Annotated in this window: 13 protein-coding genes; 1 reads left to right on the top strand and 12 read right to left on the bottom strand. The window is 67.1% G+C overall.

Annotated features, from left to right (window positions below; genetic code table 11):
* The first annotated feature begins 17 nt into the window (after positions 1-17).
* A complete protein-coding gene (locus ACQ1RG_RS06755; protein WP_063250010.1) occupies positions 18-2249 on the top strand; it encodes an MMPL family transporter in 2232 nt (743 codons plus the stop codon).
* 132 nt (positions 2250-2381) lie between these two features.
* On the opposite strand, the gene ACQ1RG_RS06750 is transcribed toward ACQ1RG_RS06755, so the two are convergent.
* From ACQ1RG_RS06750 to ACQ1RG_RS06695, 12 genes are all read right to left on the bottom strand, one after another.
* Positions 2382-2978 carry a MarR family winged helix-turn-helix transcriptional regulator gene (locus ACQ1RG_RS06750; RefSeq protein ID WP_082834921.1) on the bottom strand — a complete coding sequence of 199 codons (597 nt, stop codon included), beginning with the start codon at positions 2976-2978 and terminating at the stop codon, positions 2382-2384.
* Positions 2979-3247: 269 nt separating this feature from the next.
* On the bottom strand, positions 3248-3934 hold the full coding sequence (locus tag ACQ1RG_RS06745) for an RES family NAD+ phosphorylase (RefSeq protein ID WP_430600764.1): 687 nt from the start codon (positions 3932-3934) through the stop codon (positions 3248-3250).
* Between the two features lie 11 nt (positions 3935-3945).
* The gene (locus tag ACQ1RG_RS06740) at positions 3946-4548 is read right to left on the bottom strand and encodes a hypothetical protein (RefSeq protein WP_430600763.1); all 603 of its coding nucleotides are present in this window, start codon (positions 4546-4548) and stop codon (positions 3946-3948) included.
* 192 nt (positions 4549-4740) lie between these two features.
* Entirely contained in the window at positions 4741-5496 is a 756-nt protein-coding gene (locus ACQ1RG_RS06735; protein WP_259820672.1) for a class I SAM-dependent methyltransferase, read from the bottom strand.
* Positions 5493-5951 carry a DUF3151 domain-containing protein gene (locus ACQ1RG_RS06730; RefSeq protein ID WP_119296801.1) on the bottom strand — a complete coding sequence of 153 codons (459 nt, stop codon included), beginning with the start codon at positions 5949-5951 and terminating at the stop codon, positions 5493-5495. Before ACQ1RG_RS06730 ends, ACQ1RG_RS06735 begins: the two co-directional genes overlap by 4 nt.
* 69 nt (positions 5952-6020) lie before the next feature.
* Entirely contained in the window at positions 6021-6857 is an 837-nt protein-coding gene (locus ACQ1RG_RS06725; protein WP_131248502.1) for a hypothetical protein, read from the bottom strand.
* Positions 6854-7933 (bottom strand): glycosyltransferase family 2 protein, encoded by a 1080-nt coding sequence (locus tag ACQ1RG_RS06720; protein ID WP_131248503.1) that lies wholly within the window; start codon positions 7931-7933, stop codon positions 6854-6856. The genes ACQ1RG_RS06725 and ACQ1RG_RS06720 overlap by 4 nt, the downstream gene beginning before the upstream one ends.
* Positions 7934-8059: 126 nt before the next feature.
* Positions 8060-9001 carry a class C sortase gene (locus ACQ1RG_RS06715; RefSeq protein ID WP_131248504.1) on the bottom strand — a complete coding sequence of 314 codons (942 nt, stop codon included), beginning with the start codon at positions 8999-9001 and terminating at the stop codon, positions 8060-8062.
* 120 nt (positions 9002-9121) lie between these two features.
* Positions 9122-10510, bottom strand: coding sequence for a SpaH/EbpB family LPXTG-anchored major pilin (locus ACQ1RG_RS06710; RefSeq protein ID WP_131248505.1), 1389 nt, complete (start codon positions 10508-10510; stop codon positions 9122-9124).
* Between the two features lie 78 nt (positions 10511-10588).
* Entirely contained in the window at positions 10589-13228 is a 2640-nt protein-coding gene (locus ACQ1RG_RS06705) for a SpaA isopeptide-forming pilin-related protein (RefSeq protein WP_131248506.1), read from the bottom strand.
* Positions 13229-13900: 672 nt separating this feature from the next.
* Positions 13901-15292, bottom strand: coding sequence for a SpaH/EbpB family LPXTG-anchored major pilin (locus ACQ1RG_RS06700; RefSeq protein WP_313450901.1), 1392 nt, complete (start codon positions 15290-15292; stop codon positions 13901-13903).
* 110 nt (positions 15293-15402) lie between these two features.
* Entirely contained in the window at positions 15403-17988 is a 2586-nt protein-coding gene (locus tag ACQ1RG_RS06695) for a SpaA isopeptide-forming pilin-related protein (RefSeq protein WP_430600762.1), read from the bottom strand.
* Positions 17989-18424 lie beyond the last annotated feature (436 nt).

Here is an 18424-nt window from a genome sequence, read left to right as displayed (position 1 = left end):
GGTGAAATACTGACTCCATGAAGGACTCCCCTCGATCACCCGGCGCCCTCCGCATCCTCATCCCCATCGTGCTCATCCTCGCCTGGCTCGCCGTCTTCGGCTTCGGCGGCGCGAGTTTCTCAGACATCAGCGAGGTCTCCTCCGACGAACGGTCGAGCTTCCTCCCCGACAGCGCGGAGTCGACCCGCGTGCAGAACGAGATCACGGAGTTCACCGGATCCGATGCCGTTCCCGCGATCATCGTCGCCGAACGCCGTGACGGCCTCGCCGAGGCGGACCGCACAGGTCTCGAGGAGCTCGCCGACAGCGCGGCAACCACGGTCCCCGGGGCGTCGGCGTCCCCGGTCATCCCCTCCGAGGACGGGCAGGCAGTGGAGATCGTCGTCGCCGTTCCCTCCGACGCCGAGGTCGGCGACGCCGTCACCGCGCTGGAAGCCGAGGCGCAGACGGTCCTGCCGGATGACCTCGGCGTGTGGGTGAGCGGGCCCGCCGGGTTCACCGCCGACCTGCAGGAGGCGTTCAGCGGCATCGACGGCATCCTCCTCCTCGTCGCCCTCGCCGTCGTCTTCGTCATCCTCGTCATCGTCTACCGCTCCCCCCTGCTGCCGATCCTCGTCCTCCTCGCGTCGATGACCGCGCTCTGCGCCGCCGTCCTCCTCAACGTCGCCCTCGCCCGAGCCGACGTCGTCACGCTCAACGGCCAGGTGCAGGGGATCCTCTTCATCCTCGTCATCGGCGCGGCCACGGACTACTCCCTCCTCTTCATCGCCCGATACCGGGAGGAGCTGCGCGACACCCAGTCGCCGCCCACGGCCGCGTGGCGGGCAGTGCGGGGTGTGCTCGAGCCGATCGCCGCCTCCGGCGGCACTGTCATCGCGGGCCTCCTCTGCCTGCTCCTGTCCGACCTCGGGTCGAACTCCGCTCTCGGCCCGGTCGCCGCGATCGGCATCGTCTGCGCGATGCTCACTTCGCTGACGTTCCTCCCGGCCCTCCTCGCCGTCACCGGCCGTGTCGCGTTCTGGCCCCGGGCCCCGCGGTTCGGCACCGCCCATCCTGTCCTCACCGGCCCCGAGGCGACCGGGCCCTGGTCCCGCATCGGCCGTGTCGTCGCCGCAGGACCCAAGCGGATGGCCGCCGGGGTCACGGTCGTCCTCGTCCTCGGGTGCGGCGGTCTCCTCGTCCTCGACGCCGAGGGAGTCCCGCAGAGCGAGTTCGTCCTCGGCGAGTCCGAGGCCCGTGACGGGCAGGTCGTCATCGACCGTCACTTCCCCGGCGGATCGGGCACCCCCGCCTACGTCCTCGCTGATGATTCGGAACGGGACAACGTCGCCGAGGCGATCGCCCGAACCCCCGGAATCGACGGGGTCGCGCTCATCGCCCAGGATTCACCGTCCGGAACCGTTCCCGTCGACGCCTCCGGCGAGGTCGAGAGCGCAGGCCCGGCCGGAGGCGGTCCCGGCGGTGCGCCGGCCCCGGCAGCCGAGCCGACCGTCATCGACGGTGAGGTGATGTTCTCCGTCACCCTCTCAGATCCTGCGGACTCCCTCGAGGCCGAGCAGACCGTCCGCGACCTCCGGACTGAGCTGGGCCCCTACGATGCGGCGGTGGGTGGGAGCACGGCCGTCGACCTCGATACGAACGAGACCTCCTCGTCCGACCGATCGGTGATCATCCCGATCGTACTCGTCGTCATCACGATCATGCTCGCCCTGCTTCTGCGCTCCCTCGTCGCGCCGCTCGTCCTGCTCGCGACGACGGTGCTCAGCTTCGGCACGGCGCTGGGGCTCAGCGCGCTCATCTTCCAGGTCATCGGACAGCCGCAGTCGGATCCGTCCGTGCCGCTCTATGCGTTCGTCTTCCTCGTCGCGCTCGGCATCGACTACAACATCTTCCTCATGACCCGGGTCCGCGAGGAGACCTTCAGTCACGGCACGAAGGAGGGGACGTTGCGGGGCCTGTCGGTGACCGGAGGGGTGATCACAAGCGCGGGCATCGTGCTCGCCGCGACCTTCGCCGCCCTCGTCGTCATCCCGATCCAGTTCCTCCTCCAGCTCGCGATCATCGTCGCCCTCGGCGTCCTCCTCGACGCCCTCGTCGTCCGCACCCTGCTGGTGCCGGCGCTGGCGATCTGGATCGGCGACCGATTGTGGTGGCCCTCGCGGCTCGCGCGTCCGCGCCGTCCCGATGCGCGTTCAGCGACGACGGCCGCGGACGAGTCGTCGGCGACGAGGCTCCTGGCTCAGCGCTGAACGCCGTGGCTGAGTGTTGAACGCTCACCACAGCGGCGGGGGTGCGGTGATTGCCGGGCAAGTCACGCAGTTCCGGCGCGTGCGCGCGGCGCCCACTGGCCTCGCCCGCCGAGGCCGTCCGCCGAGGCCGTCTCAGGTGCCCGGTTGGTCGGAGGCGGAGTCTGACTCAGCGTCGGCCTCTGCCCAGCTCTGCCCGCTCAGGGCGATCTCCTCGCGGGTGTCGCGGAGGAAGCGGATGACGACCTCACGTTCGTCCCGAGTGAGTCGGGCTGCGGCGTGGAAGCGCCTCGCCTGCTGCCGACCGACGGTCTCCATCGCCGAGGCGTAGGTTCCCTGCGTGATCGACACGGTCTGCGCGCGGCGGTCGTGCGGGTGCGGGGCGCGGGTGATGTGGCCGCCGCGTTCGAGCCGGTCGAGGAGCTTCGTCGTCGCCGCCGGTGAGATGGTCAGGTGGGCGGCGATCCCGCCGGGTGTGCCGAGGATGTCGCGATGACGGCAGACGATGAGGTAATGAAGCGCCTTCATGTCCGTGGCGCCGAGGCGCATATAGCGGCGGGAGGCCTCGGAGATCTCCTGCTCGGTGTCGCGGAGCTCGCCGAAGGCGGTCATGAGCTCCGTGATCTGCTCGACGTCGGCGGGGTCCATGCCGGAGCGGTCGACGAGGCTCTGCTGCGGGTCGCTGGCGTCGACGTCATAGACGGCCGATCTCTCGACGGCTTCGCTCGCCACGCCCTGCTCCCACTCTGCCTCGTCATTCCGGGGCCCATCGCACCCCGTGAGTCTCCCACCCATGCTACAGCGCGGGCCCGAGGCTCGACCTCCGCCGCCAGGAGCGCCCAAGTCTGCCCTCGCCCAACCGTCGGTTGCCTCCGCGAGGAGGATCCGGTTCGAAACCGGGCTGGTTTTCGCACCCGGTCCTCCTCGGTGGCGAGTCCTCACACTCGCCGCGTCGACCCACCGCAGCCTCTGGCTCCCCCACTCCTCGCTCCGTCGGCAGGTCAGAGTTCAGCGACGATGCCCCAACGGGCGAGTCGGGCCGCAAGCCAGTCGAAGCCGCCATCGTCACTGAGGTCGTCGAACGACTGCAGCATGTCCCCTGGCCGGGCTCGCTCGAACGATGGGGCCGACTGCCCCGAGTCGAAGAAGACGAAGGCCAGCCCTGAGGGATCTCGCCGAGACACATAGCGGATTCCGTCGAAGCCCGCTCGCCAAGCGGTGCGCGCCCAGTGAATCGTCTCCGCATATCGGTTCGACCCGGGAGATGTCAGTTCGTCCCGCGGCATGTTCAGCGTGTGCATGTCAGCGCCTGCCAGAGAGGCGACCCTGAGGTCCCGGCTCGCCCGGACCTGTGCCAACACCCGACCGCGGAACAGTACGCGTGGGAGGGCATCGGTGTCGTCAGGGGCGCGGTCGCGAAGCAGCGTCTCCCAGAGCGCGACGTTCTCTGAGGGCGACGCGTAAAGCGTCGGGACCGGCCTCGCGGGCTCTGCATCGTCGAGGAAGAACGAGAACCGCGAAACCGGGAAGACATCGTCCCTCTGCGTCGCCCGGACTGCCAAGGACGTTCCCGGATTGAAGTCGTTCGGCGCACGGTTCGTAGGCCCCGGCGAGTACACGCGGAGGAGAACGGTCCCCGCGGGAACCAGGTCCTCGGCGGGGTCGAAAGGGTCTGGCGGCGTCGCCACCGGTCGCGCCATCAGACGTCCGCGAGGGCGGCCGCTGCCGTGGAGAGGAACTCGGGGTCTCCCGCGCTCCGCACCGGCAGGTCGCCTGAGAACCTCGGAGAGGGCGCGGCCGCCCAGATCGCGAAGTCTCGACCGTCTAACCCGAGCTCGTCGAGCATGGCAGCCATCGGAGCGACCCAATCACGGACGGCGCGGGTTTCGGGATCGATCTGGAAGGCGGGGTAGAGCGTCCTGCCTGCGTGCTCGACGCGGATGAGGCTGCCGGATTTGGAACGCTGAGCCGCCCAGTTGCGTCCGCGGCCGACATACTCAGCCACCTCACCCGCGCTGAGCAGACGCGTCTCGTCACTGTTCTCGAGCGCGGCCAGCCGTCGCTGGGATGCCGCCAAGCCCGCAGCAATGGCCGGGCTCGGCTGCGCACTCGCGATGCTGCTCTGCAGTTCGCCCTCGAGCACCTCGAATCGCAGGAGGCGCAGTTCGTCTTCGAGTTCGTCCAGACGGGCGATCGCAGCGTGGGGAGAGAGTCCTCTGAGCGAAGCGCGCAGAGATTCGACAGCGTCGTGGACCGGCTGTCCGCCATCGGCGACCGCACGCGACCCGGAAACTGCGCCCATCACCCACTCCAATCGTGCGTATCGTGCATTCCATTCTATTGCCTTAACTGCACGAAGGGAACCGATCGAGTCACTGGGCGTCGCCGAGGTGGCGGGAAGACAGCCCGGCAGGGCGACCAAGCACTCTTCGCGAGGAGGATCCGGTGCGAATCCCAGCCCGATTTCGAACTGGATCCTCCTCGGGGAGACGCCTCAGACCCGCCGCACCTCGATGAGATGGCGGGTCGAGTGGGCGACGAACGGACCGTCGGAGGCGATGCGTTCATGGAGTTCGCGCAGGCGGTCCCGGTATCCCTCGACGGTGAAGCCGGGCACCCACCAGACGACCTTGCGCAGGAGGTAGACGACAGCGGCGACGTCGTGGATCTCGATGCGCAGGTCCGCGGTCCGGAGGTCGACGACCTTGAGGCCCGCCGCCTCGGCGGCAGCGGCCTCGTCGTCGGGGTGCCGCGCCCGCCTGGCCTGAGGCTGGGGGCCGAGGAAGAACTCGATGAGTTCGAAGACACTCGCCGGACCGACGTGCTGGGCGAAGTACGTCCCACCCGGTCGGAGCACGCGAGCGATCTCCTCCCACCAGATCGTCGCCGGATGTCGACTCGTCACGAGGTCGAAGGCGGCATCGGCGAAGGGCAGCGGGGGTTCGTCGGGATCGGCGACGACGACCACGCCACGAGGATGGAGGAGGCTGGTGGCCCGTGCGATGTTCGGCGGCCACGATTCGGTGGCCACGGCCGTCGGTGGGAACCGGGTCGCCTCGGCGAGGACCTCTCCCCCACCGGTCTGGATGTCGAGCGACGCCGAGGCGGCAGCCAATCTCTCGGCCAGCTGCCGGGCGTAGCCCCATGGGGGCCGCTCCTCGGTGGCGCGGCCCTCGAGCCACGCGAAGTCCCACCCGGAGACGTCGGCGTCGGCACCGAGGGCGATGAGATCGTCGAAGGAAGTGCTCACCCCGCGACGATGGCGTCGATCGCTGCCGGGTCGGAGGAGCGGAGGAACTCCTCGATGCGCGCGGTTTCTTCGCTCTCCCCGATCCCCGCCGAGGCGCGGCCGAGGGCATAGAGCGCACGGAGGACCCCGCGGTTGACCTCGTGCGACCACGGGATCGGACCGGCGCCGCGCCAACCCGCGGCGCGCAGGGCGTCGAGTCCGCGGTGGTAGCCGACACGGGCATAGGCATAGGAGTCGACGAGTCGACCTTCGGCGTGGGCCTCATCGGCGAGCACCGCCCACGCGAGCGACGAGGCGGGGAGGTCGGCGACGATGTCGAGGGCCTCCTCACCGGCATCGAGGCGGCGCTTCGCCTCGACGTCGGGGTGGTCGTCGGGGAGGAACGTCGGCTGCGGGCCGAGCTGCCCGGCATCGAGGTTGCCGATGTGGGAGGGATTGCCGATGGGCTGCGTCATGGTCGTCTCCTGTTCGTTGGGCGAGCGGTGCGGATCCGCCGAGGCGGGTCCCCGGTCATCGTGTCACACTCAGTTCGTCTTCACGGTCGAGGGCAGGACCGCGTACGGATTCGTCGCCAGCGCGCCGATGACGCCCTGTGAGGCGAGGTCGTCGAGCTGCTTCTTGTCTGCGACTCCGGTCGCCCAGACCCCCAGACCCGAGTCCGTCCAGTCACCGGCGTCGGCGGCGTCGACGGCGACCATCGTGTACCCCTGATCGGCGAGCTCCTTCTCCGCCGTGGCGGTCGGATCCCCGACGAACATCGCAGCGATCCCGGCATCGGCGGCGGCGCGGGCCACCTCGGCGTCGGCGGTGCGCACGATCGTCGAGGCCGCCATGTCCGCCTTCGCGATCGCGGCCAGGGCCGGTTCCGCGGTGGCCGTGTCGGGGATGAGCGGCACGACCACGGTGCTGCCGGCGACGGCGTCGAGCACCTGCTGCCATGTCATCGGCGTGCCCGGTTCGGTGCCTTCGCGCGGGGGTTTGATCGTCCTGTCCTCGAACTCATCGACGGTGAGCCCGCCGAGGCCGTCGGGCAGTCCCAGCGTCTCGGCGGCGGTCTCGGGGTCGGCGGCGACGACGGTGCCGTCGTCGAGCGTGGTCAGCGTCGGGGCCGGGAGGTAGCCGAACTTGACGTTCTCGGTGAAGGCGAGCTCCGAGTTCGGCGGGTAGACCTCCGAGCCGCCGTCGAGGGCAGCCACGGCCGGTGGGTTGAGGTCGTCGACGTTGAGCGTGTCCTTGTCGCCGAAGACGTTGACGAGGAGGACGATGATGAGGCCGACGACGACCACGGCTCCGGCCCACAGGGGCGCGTTGAACTTCTTCGGCTCCGGCTGTTCGGGCATCGGGATGCGGTCCTCGCTCATCGGCTGCCGTCCTTCGTCGATCCGGCGCCGGTGACGAGGCCGCGGAGGAAGCCCGCCCCCCAGCACAGGTGCATCGTCGGGAGGATGAGGCCGAACCAGAACCGTTCGCGGCGTCCGCAGTCCTTCGCGGTCCCCGCGGCGGCGACGATGCCGGCGATATACGTGAGACTGGGGACGTGGACGAGCGAGGTGAAGCGCCGGACGGGCTTCGGCCACCGCTTCGTGCGCCCGGCCAGTTGGAGGAGGGCCTCGATGACGCTCGCGGCCATGCCGAGGACGAGCAGCGGCGGCGCGAAGTACCGCAGGGAGTTCTTCGACCCGTACCGCCGGATGAGCTCGGCACGCCAGATGCCCGTCGCCCAGAACTGTCGGGCGATCTTCGACCAGGTGCCCCGCGGCCAGTACGTGACCTCCATGTCCGGGTTGAACCAGATCCGTCCCCCGGCCGAGCGGATGCGCAGGTTGAGCTCCCAGTCCTGTCCGCGTCGGATGTCCTCATCGAACCCGCCGAGGTGGTCGAAAACCTCCCGGCGGTAGACGCCGAGGTACGCCGACTCCGACTCCCCCGCCTCGTCGCCGGAGTGGTAGGCGGGTCCGCCGAGTCCGATCGGGGACATGTATGCGCGGGCGACGGCCTTCTGGAAGGCCGACTTCCCGCGGGCGCGCATGAGCCCGCCGCAGTTGGCCGACTGCGTCTCCCGCAGAGTCTCGATGGCCTGGCGGGTGTAGTCGGGTTCGAGGCCCGAGTGGGCGTCGACGCGGATGACGATCGGGTGGCGGGTGTGCCGGATCGCGCGGTTGAGTCCGATCGGAGTGGCGCCCTCGGGATTGTCGACGGTCTGGATGCGCGGATCGGCCTGCGCCATGCGGGCGATGATCGCGTCCGTGTCGTCGGTCGAGGGGCCGAGGGCGAGGACGACTTCCTTCACGCCGTCGTAGTCCTGGGAGAGGACGGTCGTGATCGCCTGCCTGATGTGCTCGGCTTCGTTGAGCACGGGCATGATGTAGGAGACTCCGGGCTTCTCCGCCAGCGGGGGAAGCCCTTCGGGGGTGAGGGGGGTGAGAACGTTCGGCACGCTCTCAATCCTCCCATACCCCCGCCTCGGCGGGCGTGCAGGAGGCCCTCAGCCTCGGGGAGGGACTCACCGATTCGCCGAGGCGGTTCGCCGAGGCGGTTCTCGCCGAGGCGGATGCCCAGCCGGTCAGTGCGCGGGCTTGCGGGCGGGGCGGGGCTTGGGCTTGACGGGACGGCCGGCGAACCACACGTAGCCGGCACCGGCCACGGCACCGCCTGCCATGATGACGATCCACCAGGGGAATCCTGGGATGTCCGGCGGTTCGGTCGCGTCCTTGAGGGCGTCGGGCGGAGTGGGGATGACGCGTTCGCCGATGACGAGGATGCGCTGGGTGTTGATGCCCAGCGGGGTGCAGGTGACCAGGGTCGCGAGGTCCTTGCTGGCGACGGGGTCGAGCGTCTCGGTCTGGTCGGGGTCGACGATCTTCGTCTCGATGACCCGGTAGGTGACGACGCGACCGAAGGTGTTGAACGTGAAGTAGTCGCCCTTGCCGATCTTGTCGAGGTTGGTGAACATCTCCGCCTCGGCGAGGCCGCGGTGACCGGTGACGACGGTGTTCATGCCGACACCGCCGACGGGCAGCGCTGTGCCTTCGAGATGGCCGATGCCGCGCAGCAGGGTCTCGTCCGAGGTGCCGTGGTAGATCGGCAGATCGACGTTGATCTTGGGGATCTGGATCCGCGACATGACGTCGCTGGACGGTGAGGTGAGGATGTCGTTGTAGCCGAGCGTGCCGCTCGGGTCCTTGCCCGCGCTCTGGCCGGGCTGGGGCAGACGCTGTCCGGCGTTGATCCGCGCGCCTCCGGCCTGCAGCTTCTTGTTGTACTCGTCGGCGAGTCTGAGCTGCTCCGCGTTCTGCGGGGCGTTGGGGTCCTCGGTCGTCGTCGCGTTCTTGAGCACCTCCGACTGGTCGAGTTGGGAGAACCAGGCGGCCATCGACGGGTAGGTCCACACGCATGTGCCGACGAGGAAGAGCACCGCGATGATCACCGCGGGCACCGACAGCTTCCACCGAGGCTTCGGCGGTGTCGGATCCGCTGGTGCGGGATCAGTGATGGTCGCGGTCATATCTCCAGCATCTCATGGTTTGTGCGGGACGGGGCCGAGAGACGTGATCATCTCTCGGCCCCGGCTCTGCCTCTCACCGAGGCGGCGGCATCAGCGCCGCCTCGGCAGGAGACGTTGTCCTCAGGCCTTGCGGGCCCGGGTGTAGCGCATCACGGCGGCGCCGATCGCGAGCAGCAGCAGGGCGATGCCGAGGATGGTCAGCATGAGCTGGCCGTTGGCACCGGTGAACGGAAGCTCACCGCGGTCCTTCTGCTTGTTCGAGATCTGCACGAGCACGGGATCGGAGGATCCGCCGGCCTTGACGGTCACCGTCGTCCAGGGATCCTGCGGCAGCGTGTAGCCGGCCGGAGCTTCGATCTCCTTGAGGTGGTAGTCCTTCGAGGTGACGTCGTTGCTGCCGACCCAGAGGCTGATCGAGGCCTTGCCGTTGGCATCGGTCGTCAGCGTGCCCACGGGCTGTCCGTCGCGCGATTCGTAGATCTCGAACTTCGCGCCGGCCAGCGTGGCCGACTTGTCGTTGTCGGCGTACTTGAGGATCTCGAGCGCACCCCAGTTGGTGGTCACGGGGTTGGTCGTGACCTCGGAGCCGTTGGTCGAGACGATCGCCTTGTTCTCGATGACGCCGTTGCCGCCGAGCGAGGTGACGGTGGTGACGACGTTGACCTTGACGTTCTGGCCGGCCTGGAGCTTCGCCAGTCCCGACGAGGTGAAGGTGACCTTCGCGGTCTGACCCGAGCAGTCGACGGTGTAGTCGGCGGCATCGAAGCCTTCGACGGTGACCGACTTGCAGGTCAGTCGCGGATCGAGGTTGTCGGTGACGACGAAGGACTTGTACTCGTCGTCGTTGGCGACCTGCGGGATCGGAGCGGTGATCGTCCAGGTGACGTCGTTGCCGAGGACCGGAGCCGTGGGGCCCGAGACCTCCTTGGTCGGCTTCGTCTGGTTCGTCTTGTTCTTCGGGTAGACGTTGACGTCATAGAGCCACTTGCCACCGGTCTGCGGAAGCGGAAGGGTGACGAGGAAGGGCTGCGCGGGCGAGATGATGTTGTTGTCGCCCGACCCGGTCTCCTCGACCTTGTAGAGGCCGAAGGGAAGGTCCTGCGTGACCTGTCCGTTGGCGTCGGTGGTCACCGTGATCGGCGTGCCGAAGGTGTAGCCGTTGCCTTCGGTGACGTTGTCGATGGTGGCGCCGTCGATGAGGTTCCAGCCGGCGTCGGTCTTGAGGTCGATCGCCTGGCTGTTGCGCTGGGTCACCGGGGTGATGGTGAACTCGACGCCGGCCAGCGGGGTGCCGAGGCTCGAGGGATCCTCGATCTTCGTGCCGTCGCCGCGCGGTCCCTGGTCACCGTCGTACTTGTTGATCGTCAGCGAGGTCGAGCGGTTCGGGTCGATGTTGCCCGAGGCGGCTTCGGCGGCCGGCGCGTTGACGCCGACGCCGACGAGGCTGACCGCAGCTGCTGCGGCAAGGGCGGGGATCCACCGCATGCGCTTGAACAGAGTCGCTTTCATTCGTGGTTGTTCCTTTCGGTGCTTTCTGTGAATTCTGGGGTCGATGGTCGTGTGGTCGCGAGGGGAATGGAAGGGGTGTCAGCTCCTCCCCTGCGCTCGACGTCGGTGCTGCCAGGCAGCGGCCGCCGCACCGGCGAGGAGCAGAGCCGCTCCGCCGATGATGTAGCCGGTCGTTCCGATGCCGCCGGTGAACGGCAGCTGCGGTGACTCGGCCTGCTTGTTGACGATCGGCTCCTCGAAGGCGAAGTCGAGCCGATCGCGGGAAATGGTGAAAGGTCGTTCGGTCTCATCGAGTTCGTATCCGGCGGGAGCCTTGGTCTCGACAAGGGTGTAGTCGCCCCATTTGAGGTCCTCGACGCGGAACTGGCCCGCCTTGGGGTTCCGATCCCGGCCGGAGCATCCCTCCGCCGAGGCGGCGACGCAGTCATCGAGATCGATCTCGTTGCCGTCGGCATCCCGGATCGTCCATTCCGACCCGTCGAGGAGGTCGCCGGATTCGCTCGTCTTCTCCCAGGACACGGTGCCCGCGGAGTCGGCGTTGGCGACGATGCACTCGGCGTTCTGCCCGGCGGCGATGCTCATTTTCTTCGTCTTCTCGTCAAAGGTGGCGCCGGTGCATCGGATCGAGACCTGCTCGTAGCCGGGCAGGCTGTTCTCGGAGATGAGATAGGTGCCGCTGGTGACGTACTTCTTCTCTCCGCTGTCGAACGGCACCGCTGCTCCTCCGTCGCGGGTCGCGAAGAGGCGCTGGTTCCAGTCGGCGGCGGTGAGCTCACCGCCGTTGTCGTTCTCGACGTCCTTGGTGATCGTCAGCGTCTGGCACTCGACGGTGTTCGTCAGCGTGTAGACGTTCGAGGCGCCGGGCAGCTTCGTGCTGAACGTGTCCGTGAGCGCCACGGTGCCCGTGATGCCGGGACCGGAGATCGTCTTCGACTTGACCGAGCAGCCCGGGAACTTCTGGGAGTCGATCGTCGCGGTCTCGCCGATCTTCACGGTGTCGCCGACGGCGAAGCCCGTCCGCTTCTGGCCGAAGGCCGGCTCGCCGGAGCCCTGCCCGGCGGGGTCGAGCAGGAGCTTCGCGCTCATGCCGGACGGCTGGCTGCCGTTGTCGATCGTCTTGCCGTCGATGACCCACTTCTTGTTCACCGTGACATCGGCGGAGGACTTCTTGTTCACGTACCCGCATTCGACCGTATCGCCGGGGCGGACCTGTTCGGACAGCGTCTGCTCTGCCGCACCGGTGAGGGTGACGTTCGCGGTCGTCCCGTCGAACCGCGTGATCCGGCACGTGCCGCTGGCGAACTCGTAGCCGGTCTGCTGCTGTTCGGAGACGGCGAGGCGAGCCGACGAGGTGTTCGATCCGAAGTTGAGCGTCCACTTCGCATTGCCCGAGGCATCGGTGGTCTGCGTGTCCGCGGTCGGCGATTTCGACACGGTTCCCGACGCCGCGGTCGCCTTGGCGCCGACGGTCCAGCCGGACGCGTTCTGCTCGTTGCCGCCGCTCTGGTCCTGCGTCTTCTTGTTGATCGTCACATCCGCTGTCGCGGGGGCGTTCGTGATCCGACAGATGACCTCGTCGCCCGTGGCGGGGAAGGTGAACGTTGTTCCGGTGCCGCTGCCGGACGGGCTGATCGGCTTGCCGTCGGCGGTGCAGGAGTACCGAGAGGCGTACCGACCGAGGTTCGTCGTCCCCGCCGGGGTCTCACCGAAGGTCAATGACGTTCCCCGTGCCACCGGCAGAGGACCTACCTGTTCCTTCTGTACTCCGTTGGCAGAGCCCGTCGTCGTTGCGGTCGCGAGTGTCGTCGATCCCGAGTTGAGGTTGAGCTTGAACTGGTCACCGGTGTTGACTCGGCTGACAACGTCCTTCTCGATGGTGATCGTCGGCGGGGACGAGCATGTCGCCAGGTCGGTGGTGCCGAGGTTGGCGCTGTTCACGAGCTTCCGATTGGTGAAACCGGGCATGTCATACGCGGTGATGGCGTTGACTCGTTCCGTGCCGCCGGATGCCGCGGTTCCGAGGTAGACCTTGCCGTTGGAGTCGAACGCGATGCCGTTGACTCCCCCGACGGTCGACTGGCCGAACGCCTCCGACGCCGGAATGGTGACGTTGCCGCCGGCCGCCTGGAGCGCCTCATTCGTCACGCTGAAGATCTTCGTCTGGGTCTGCGCAAAGTTGTTGTTCTCGTTGCGCACGATGAAGAGGTTGCCCTGGTTGTCGAAGGCGATGTCACCGTTCGCGCTGTCGCTGAGACCGTCGGTGGCGATCGTTCCCTTGAGCGAGATCTGTCCGGTCGCCGGGTTGTAGCTCCAGAGGCGGAACTTCTTGGCAACATCGAAGAAGCCGCCGAAGTAGTAGAGTCCGGTCGACAGGTCGACAGCGCCGGCGATGAGGTTGACCTTCGCGCCGCCGTTGGCAGTCGTCTCGGAGTTGAAGGTGTGCCCGGTGGACGACCACGTTCCGGTGCCGGGGTTGAACCTGAGGAAAGTCGCCTGGTAGGGGTTCGGTCCGCGGTCGTAGGCAATGACGGAGGTCCCCCCGGCTCCGATGCCGAGGCCGTTGAGCTGAGTGGTCGCATTGGCAGGAGCACCGACCGGAACCCAGGACCCGTCGGGGTTGATCCGCTGCAGCTGCCCGGGTGTAGCGTTGATCGAGTAGACGACGCCCGGAGCGCACGAGATCGAGACTGCGGCTTGCGCGGCAACCCTGCTCGGCACCGGCGCCGACTCGGTCTTCGGAGATTCGGAAGGAGCAGGCTCGGACTGCGCGGCGTCGCCGCTGTCGCGGAGGCCTGAGCCCGACGACTTCTCGGTCGGCTTCGACGACTCCCCCTACGATGAGGGAGCAGAGTCGATTCCCTTTCCGGCCGCTTCGGCGGGGGTCGGTGCCATGAGGACACCGCTGACCGAGAAGAGGAGCACGAGAACGACGAACGCAGCGAGGAGCCCCCTCAGGGGTGAGCTCTGGTTCGGGCTGCGCCGGGGATTCGCGGGGGATGCGGACCTGAAAAACGCCATGCTGATCCTATTTCGTGGTGGTGCCGGGGATTGAGGGGAGTCGGAACGTAGGGGATGTCGGGGATGCTGCGGGGGCCGAGCTGGGGACTCGGCAGACCGTTGTTGTAAGTTCAATGACCAACTTACTAGCCGGAAACTTGAAAATGATTACGGACTCATAACATTCACAACACCTGGTGTGAGATGCGCAACCCAGGGTGACGCGCGCGACTCGGTGCGACAGTGATCGCTGGTCAGGGCACGCACGCGCCGCGGTTCGCGAGGTCGGCAGGTAGCACAGAAGAGGGCCGAGTGACGTGGAAGTCACTCGGCCCTCTCGGGTGTCTCAGCCGACGCGGAGGCTCACCGCCGCCTCGGCAGGAGACGTTGTCCTCAGGCCTTGCGGGCCCGGGTGTAGCGGACCACAGCTGCGCCGATCGCGAGGAGCAGCAGGGCGATGCCGAGGATGGTCAGCATGAGCTGGCCGTTGGCACCGGTGAACGGAAGCTCACCGCGCTCCTTCTGCTGGTTCGAGATCTGCACGACCGTCGGGTTCGACTCGCCGTTGGCCTGGACGGTCACGGTCGTCCACGGATCCGCAGGCAGCGTGTAGCCGGCCGGTGCCGCGACCTCTTTGAGGTAGTAGTCCCGCGAGGTGACATCGTTGCTGCCGACCCACAGGCTGATCGACGCGGTGCCGTCTTCACCGGTGGTGAGTTCGCCGATGGGCTCCGCGGCGTCGCGCGATTCGTAGATCTCGAACCGTGCCCCGCCGAGGGTGGCAGACGTGTCGTCGTCGGCGTACTTGAGGATCTCGAGCGGTCCCCAGTTGGTCTTCGCCGGGTTGGTCGTGACCTCGGAGCCGTTGGTCGAGACGATCGCCTTGTTCTCGATCTGGCCGTTGTCACCGAGCGAGGTGACGGTGGTGACGACGTTCATGACGACGTTCTGACCGCCTTCGAGCTTGCCCAGTCCGGTCGACGTGAACTCGATGTTCGCGGTCTGACCCGAGCAGGTGGCCGTGTAGTCGGTCCCGGCGGTGAAGCCCTCGGCCGTGATGCTCTTACACGTCAGTCGCGGATCGAGGGTATCGGTGATGGTGAACGACCGGTACGTGTCGTCGCCCGCCTTGCCCGGAATCGGCGCGGTGATGGTCCAGGTGACGTCGTTGCCGAGCACCGGAGCGGTCGGACCCGAGACCTCCTTGGTCGGGGTCGTCTGGTTCGTCTTGTTCTTCGGGTAGACGTTGACGTCATAGAGCCACTGACCGCCGGTCTGCGGAAGCGGCAGGGTGACGAGGAACGGCTGCGCCGGGGAGACGATGTTGTTCGGACCCGGATCGGTCTCCTCGACGATGTAGAGGCCGTGAGGCAGGGACTGCGTGACCTGTCCGTTGGCGTCGGTGGTCACGGTGATCGGATCGCCGAAGGTGAACCCGTCGCCGGCGAGCACATCTGCGACGACGACTCCGTCGATGGCGTCCCAGCCTGCCGCGGTGTCGAGGTTGACCTCTTCTCCGTTGGCCGTGAGCACCTGCCGGATCGTGAACTCGACGCCGGCGAGCGGAGTGCCGAGGGACGACGTGTCCTCGATCTCGGTGCCGTCGCCGCGCGGTCCCTGGTCACCGTCGTACTTGTTGATCGTCAGTGACGACGGGGTGTCGGGGTTGATGTTGCCCGCAGCTTCGGCAGTCGGCGCATCGAGGCTGACCCCGACGAGGCTGAGCGCAGCTGCTGCGGCGAGGACAGGGATCCACCTCATCCGCGTGAACAGAGTCGCTTTCATGGTTGGTTGTTCCTTCCGGTGTTCGTATAAATCTGTGAGTCGGTTGTCGTTTGCACGTGACGTGTGTGGAGCATGTCAGTCACACCCCGTGAGGGGAATCGGATAGTGGGTCAGCTCCTCCCGTGCGCTCGACGTCGGTACTGCCAGATCGCGCCGGCCGCACCGCCGAGGAGGAGAACCACCCCGCCGATGATGTAACCGGTCGTTCCGATGCCGCCGGTGAACGGCAGCTCAGGCGAACTGGCCTGCTCGTTGGCGATCGGCTCCTCGAAGGCGAAGTCGAGCCGATCGCGGGAAATGGTGAACGGACGCGGGGTCTCGTCGAGGACGTACCCGGCCGGAGCCTTGGTCTCGACGAGGGTGTAGTCGCCCCAGTCGAGGTCCTCGACGCGGAACTGGCCCGCCTCCGGGTCGACGTCACGGCCGGTGCATCCCTCAGCCGAGGTCGCCACGCAGTCGTCGAGGGGGATCTCATTGCCGGCCGCGTCGCGGATGGTCCACTCCGAGCCCTCAAGAGGAGCTCCGGACTCGTTGACCTTCTCCCACGAGACGGTGCCCGAGGAGTCCGCGTTCGCGACGATGCACTGGGCGTTCTGCCCGGCGGCGATGGTCACCGTCTTCGTCGACTCGTCATAGGTGGCGCCGGTGCACCTGATCGAGACCTGCTCGTAGCCGGGCAGGCTGTTCTCGGAGATGACGTAGGAGCCTGTGGTCACGTACTTCTTCTCACCCGAGTCGTAGGGCACAGCAGGGTTGGTGCCCTGCTTCGCGAAGAGGCGCTGGTTCCAGTCAGCGGCGGTCAGGGTGCCGCCGTTGTCGTTCTCGACGTCCTTCGTGATCGTCAGCGTCTGGCACTCGACGGTGTTCGTCACCGTGTACGTGTTCGAGGCCCCGGGCAGCTTCGTGCTGAAGGTGTCCGTGAGCGCCACGGTGCCGGTGATGCCGGGACCGGAGATCGTCTTCGTCTTCACCGAGCAGCCTGGGAACTTCTGGGAGTCGATCGTCGCGGTCTCGCCGATCTTCACGGTGTCGCCGACGGCGAAACCGGTGCGCTTCTGGCCGAAGGCCGGGTCACCGGCAGGCTGGCCGGCCGGGTCGAGGAGGAGCTTGGCGCTCATACCCGCCGGCTGGCTGCCGTTGGCGACCGTCTTGCCGTCGATCACCCAGTTCTTGTTCACCGTGACGTCGGCTGAGGACTTCTTGTTGACGTACCCGCATTCGACCTTGTCACCCGGTTGGATCTGCTGAGACAGGGTCTGTTCGCTGGCGCTGGTCAGAGTGACGTTGGCGGTCGTACCGTCAAGGCGAGTGATGCGGCACGACCCGCTGACGAATTCGTAGCCGGACTGCTGCTGCTCGAGGACAGCAAGGTTGGCGCGCGCCGAGGTGGAGCCGAAGTTGAGTGTCCACTTGGCGTTGCCGTCGGTGCCGGTCTGTTGGGTCGCGGCCGTCGGTGACTGGGTGACGGTGCCGGTCGCTGCTGTCGCCCTGGACCCAACCGTCCAGCCGGAGGCGTTCTGCTCGTTGCCGCCGTTCTGGTCCTGGGTCTTCTTGTTGATCGTCACGTTCGCCGTGAGCGGCGAGTTGACGAAACGACAGATGATCTCGTTTCCGGTAGCCGGGATCGTCACTGTAGCCGACGTGCCATTGCCTGAAGTACTCATCGGCGTGCCGTCGACCGAACAAGAATAGCTCGACGCGTAGTTGCTCAAATTCGTCGTACCCGCTGCCGATTCGGAGAAGCTGATCTGCGCGCCCCGCGCCACTGGCAATGGTCCAAGCCGCTGGCTTTGGATCCCGTTGGCAGTGCCGGCCGTCGTCGTTGTTCCCAGCTCTGTCGAACCTTGAGCCATCCTCAACCCGAACTGATCGCCGGAAGCGACGCGGTTTTTCACGTCCTTCTCGACAGTGATCGTCGCCGGCGACGAGCACGACGCGAGGTCGGTGAGCCCAGTCTGAGCCGGGTTCGTTGGAATAGCGGTGCCACCCGAGAAGTTCGGCATGTTGTACGACCGGACAGTTGTACCGTTGTTGAGGTAGACCTTTCCGTTGGCGTCGAAGGCGACACCGTTGACCCCGGACATCTGAGCGTCCACTGAGGTTCCCGCCGATGAGGGGATGAGGCCGCCATTCGCGAGGGCAATAGCATCGTTCGTGACGCTGAACACCGTGGTGGTCGTACCGATTCCGCGAACGATGAACAAGTTGCCCTGGTTGTCGAAGGCGATGTCACCGTTGCTGTTCGTTCCCGCTCCGGCCCTCGTGTCCACTGACCCCAGATAACGGAAACCGCCGGTCCCGGGGTTGAAGCTCCACAGCTTGAACTCCTGGCCATTGGATGTGAATCCACCGAAGTAGTAGTTTCCGCCGGTGGGTGAGAGATCGACGGCTCCACCGATGAGAGCACCGTTGAAACCGCCGTTGCTTGCCAACGTGGTGTCATACGGCTGAGAGCGCTTTGACCAGGCTTCCGTCGCGGGGTTGAACGAATAGATCGTTGCGATACCGTAGGTGCTTCCAGTGCGATCGAACGCATACATCATCTGGCCGCCGGCACTGATCCCCAGCCCATTCAGCTGGGTCGGAGCCGGCGACAGAGTACTGATATTCGTCACTTGGCCGTTCGCGTCGATCCGCCGAATCTGTCCGGAGCCAGTCGAGGCGTAGACAGTACCCGCACTGCAGGCGATCGTCACAGCCTGCGGCTCCACCCGGGTCGGCATAGGAGCCGGTTCCGACTGGCTCGGCGACGGCGAGGGGCTCGACGAACCCGACGGTGCGGGCTCGGACTGCGAAGGGCCTCCGCTGTCCTGGAGGCCCGAGCCTGAGGACTTCTCACTCGGCTGCGAAGACTCGCTCGGCGTCGAGGACCCGCTCGGCGATGACGGCGCCTCGCCGAGTCCGGAACCGCTTGCGGCGGCTGGGGCGGGCGCCATGAGGACGCCGCTGACGGCGAAGAGCAGCACGAGGACGACGAACGCAGAGAGGACCACCCGGGCTCGCGAAGCGATGTCCGAGTTCCGCTGGGAACCAGCGGAGAATATGGAGTGGGTCGACGCCATACTGTTCCTCAATCGTGATGGTGCGCGTGGGGCTGGAGGATCACTGAGAGCCGGATATGGGGGATGTCGG

The organism is Brevibacterium sp. K72 (assembly GCF_050562175.1).
GTDB lineage: Bacteria > Actinomycetota > Actinomycetes > Actinomycetales > Brevibacteriaceae > Brevibacterium > Brevibacterium casei.
The sequence above is the reverse complement of the archived record's forward strand: the minus strand, read 5'-3'. Positions and strand labels throughout refer to the sequence as shown.

Coding starts and splice junctions, on each gene's coding strand:
- ACQ1RG_RS06755 (WP_063250010.1), top strand. CDS start 18: ATGAAGGACTCCCCTCGATCACCCGGCGCCCTCCGCATCCTCATCCCC.
- ACQ1RG_RS06740 (WP_430600763.1), bottom strand. CDS start 4,548: ATGGGCGCAGTTTCCGGGTCGCGTGCGGTCGCCGATGGCGGACAGCCG.
- ACQ1RG_RS06730 (WP_119296801.1), bottom strand. CDS start 5,951: ATGACGCAGCCCATCGGCAATCCCTCCCACATCGGCAACCTCGATGCC.
- ACQ1RG_RS06725 (WP_131248502.1), bottom strand. CDS start 6,857: ATGAGCGAGGACCGCATCCCGATGCCCGAACAGCCGGAGCCGAAGAAG.
- ACQ1RG_RS06715 (WP_131248504.1), bottom strand. CDS start 9,001: ATGACCGCGACCATCACTGATCCCGCACCAGCGGATCCGACACCGCCG.
- ACQ1RG_RS06710 (WP_131248505.1), bottom strand. CDS start 10,510: ATGAAAGCGACTCTGTTCAAGCGCATGCGGTGGATCCCCGCCCTTGCC.
- ACQ1RG_RS06700 (WP_313450901.1), bottom strand. CDS start 15,292: ATGAAAGCGACTCTGTTCACGCGGATGAGGTGGATCCCTGTCCTCGCC.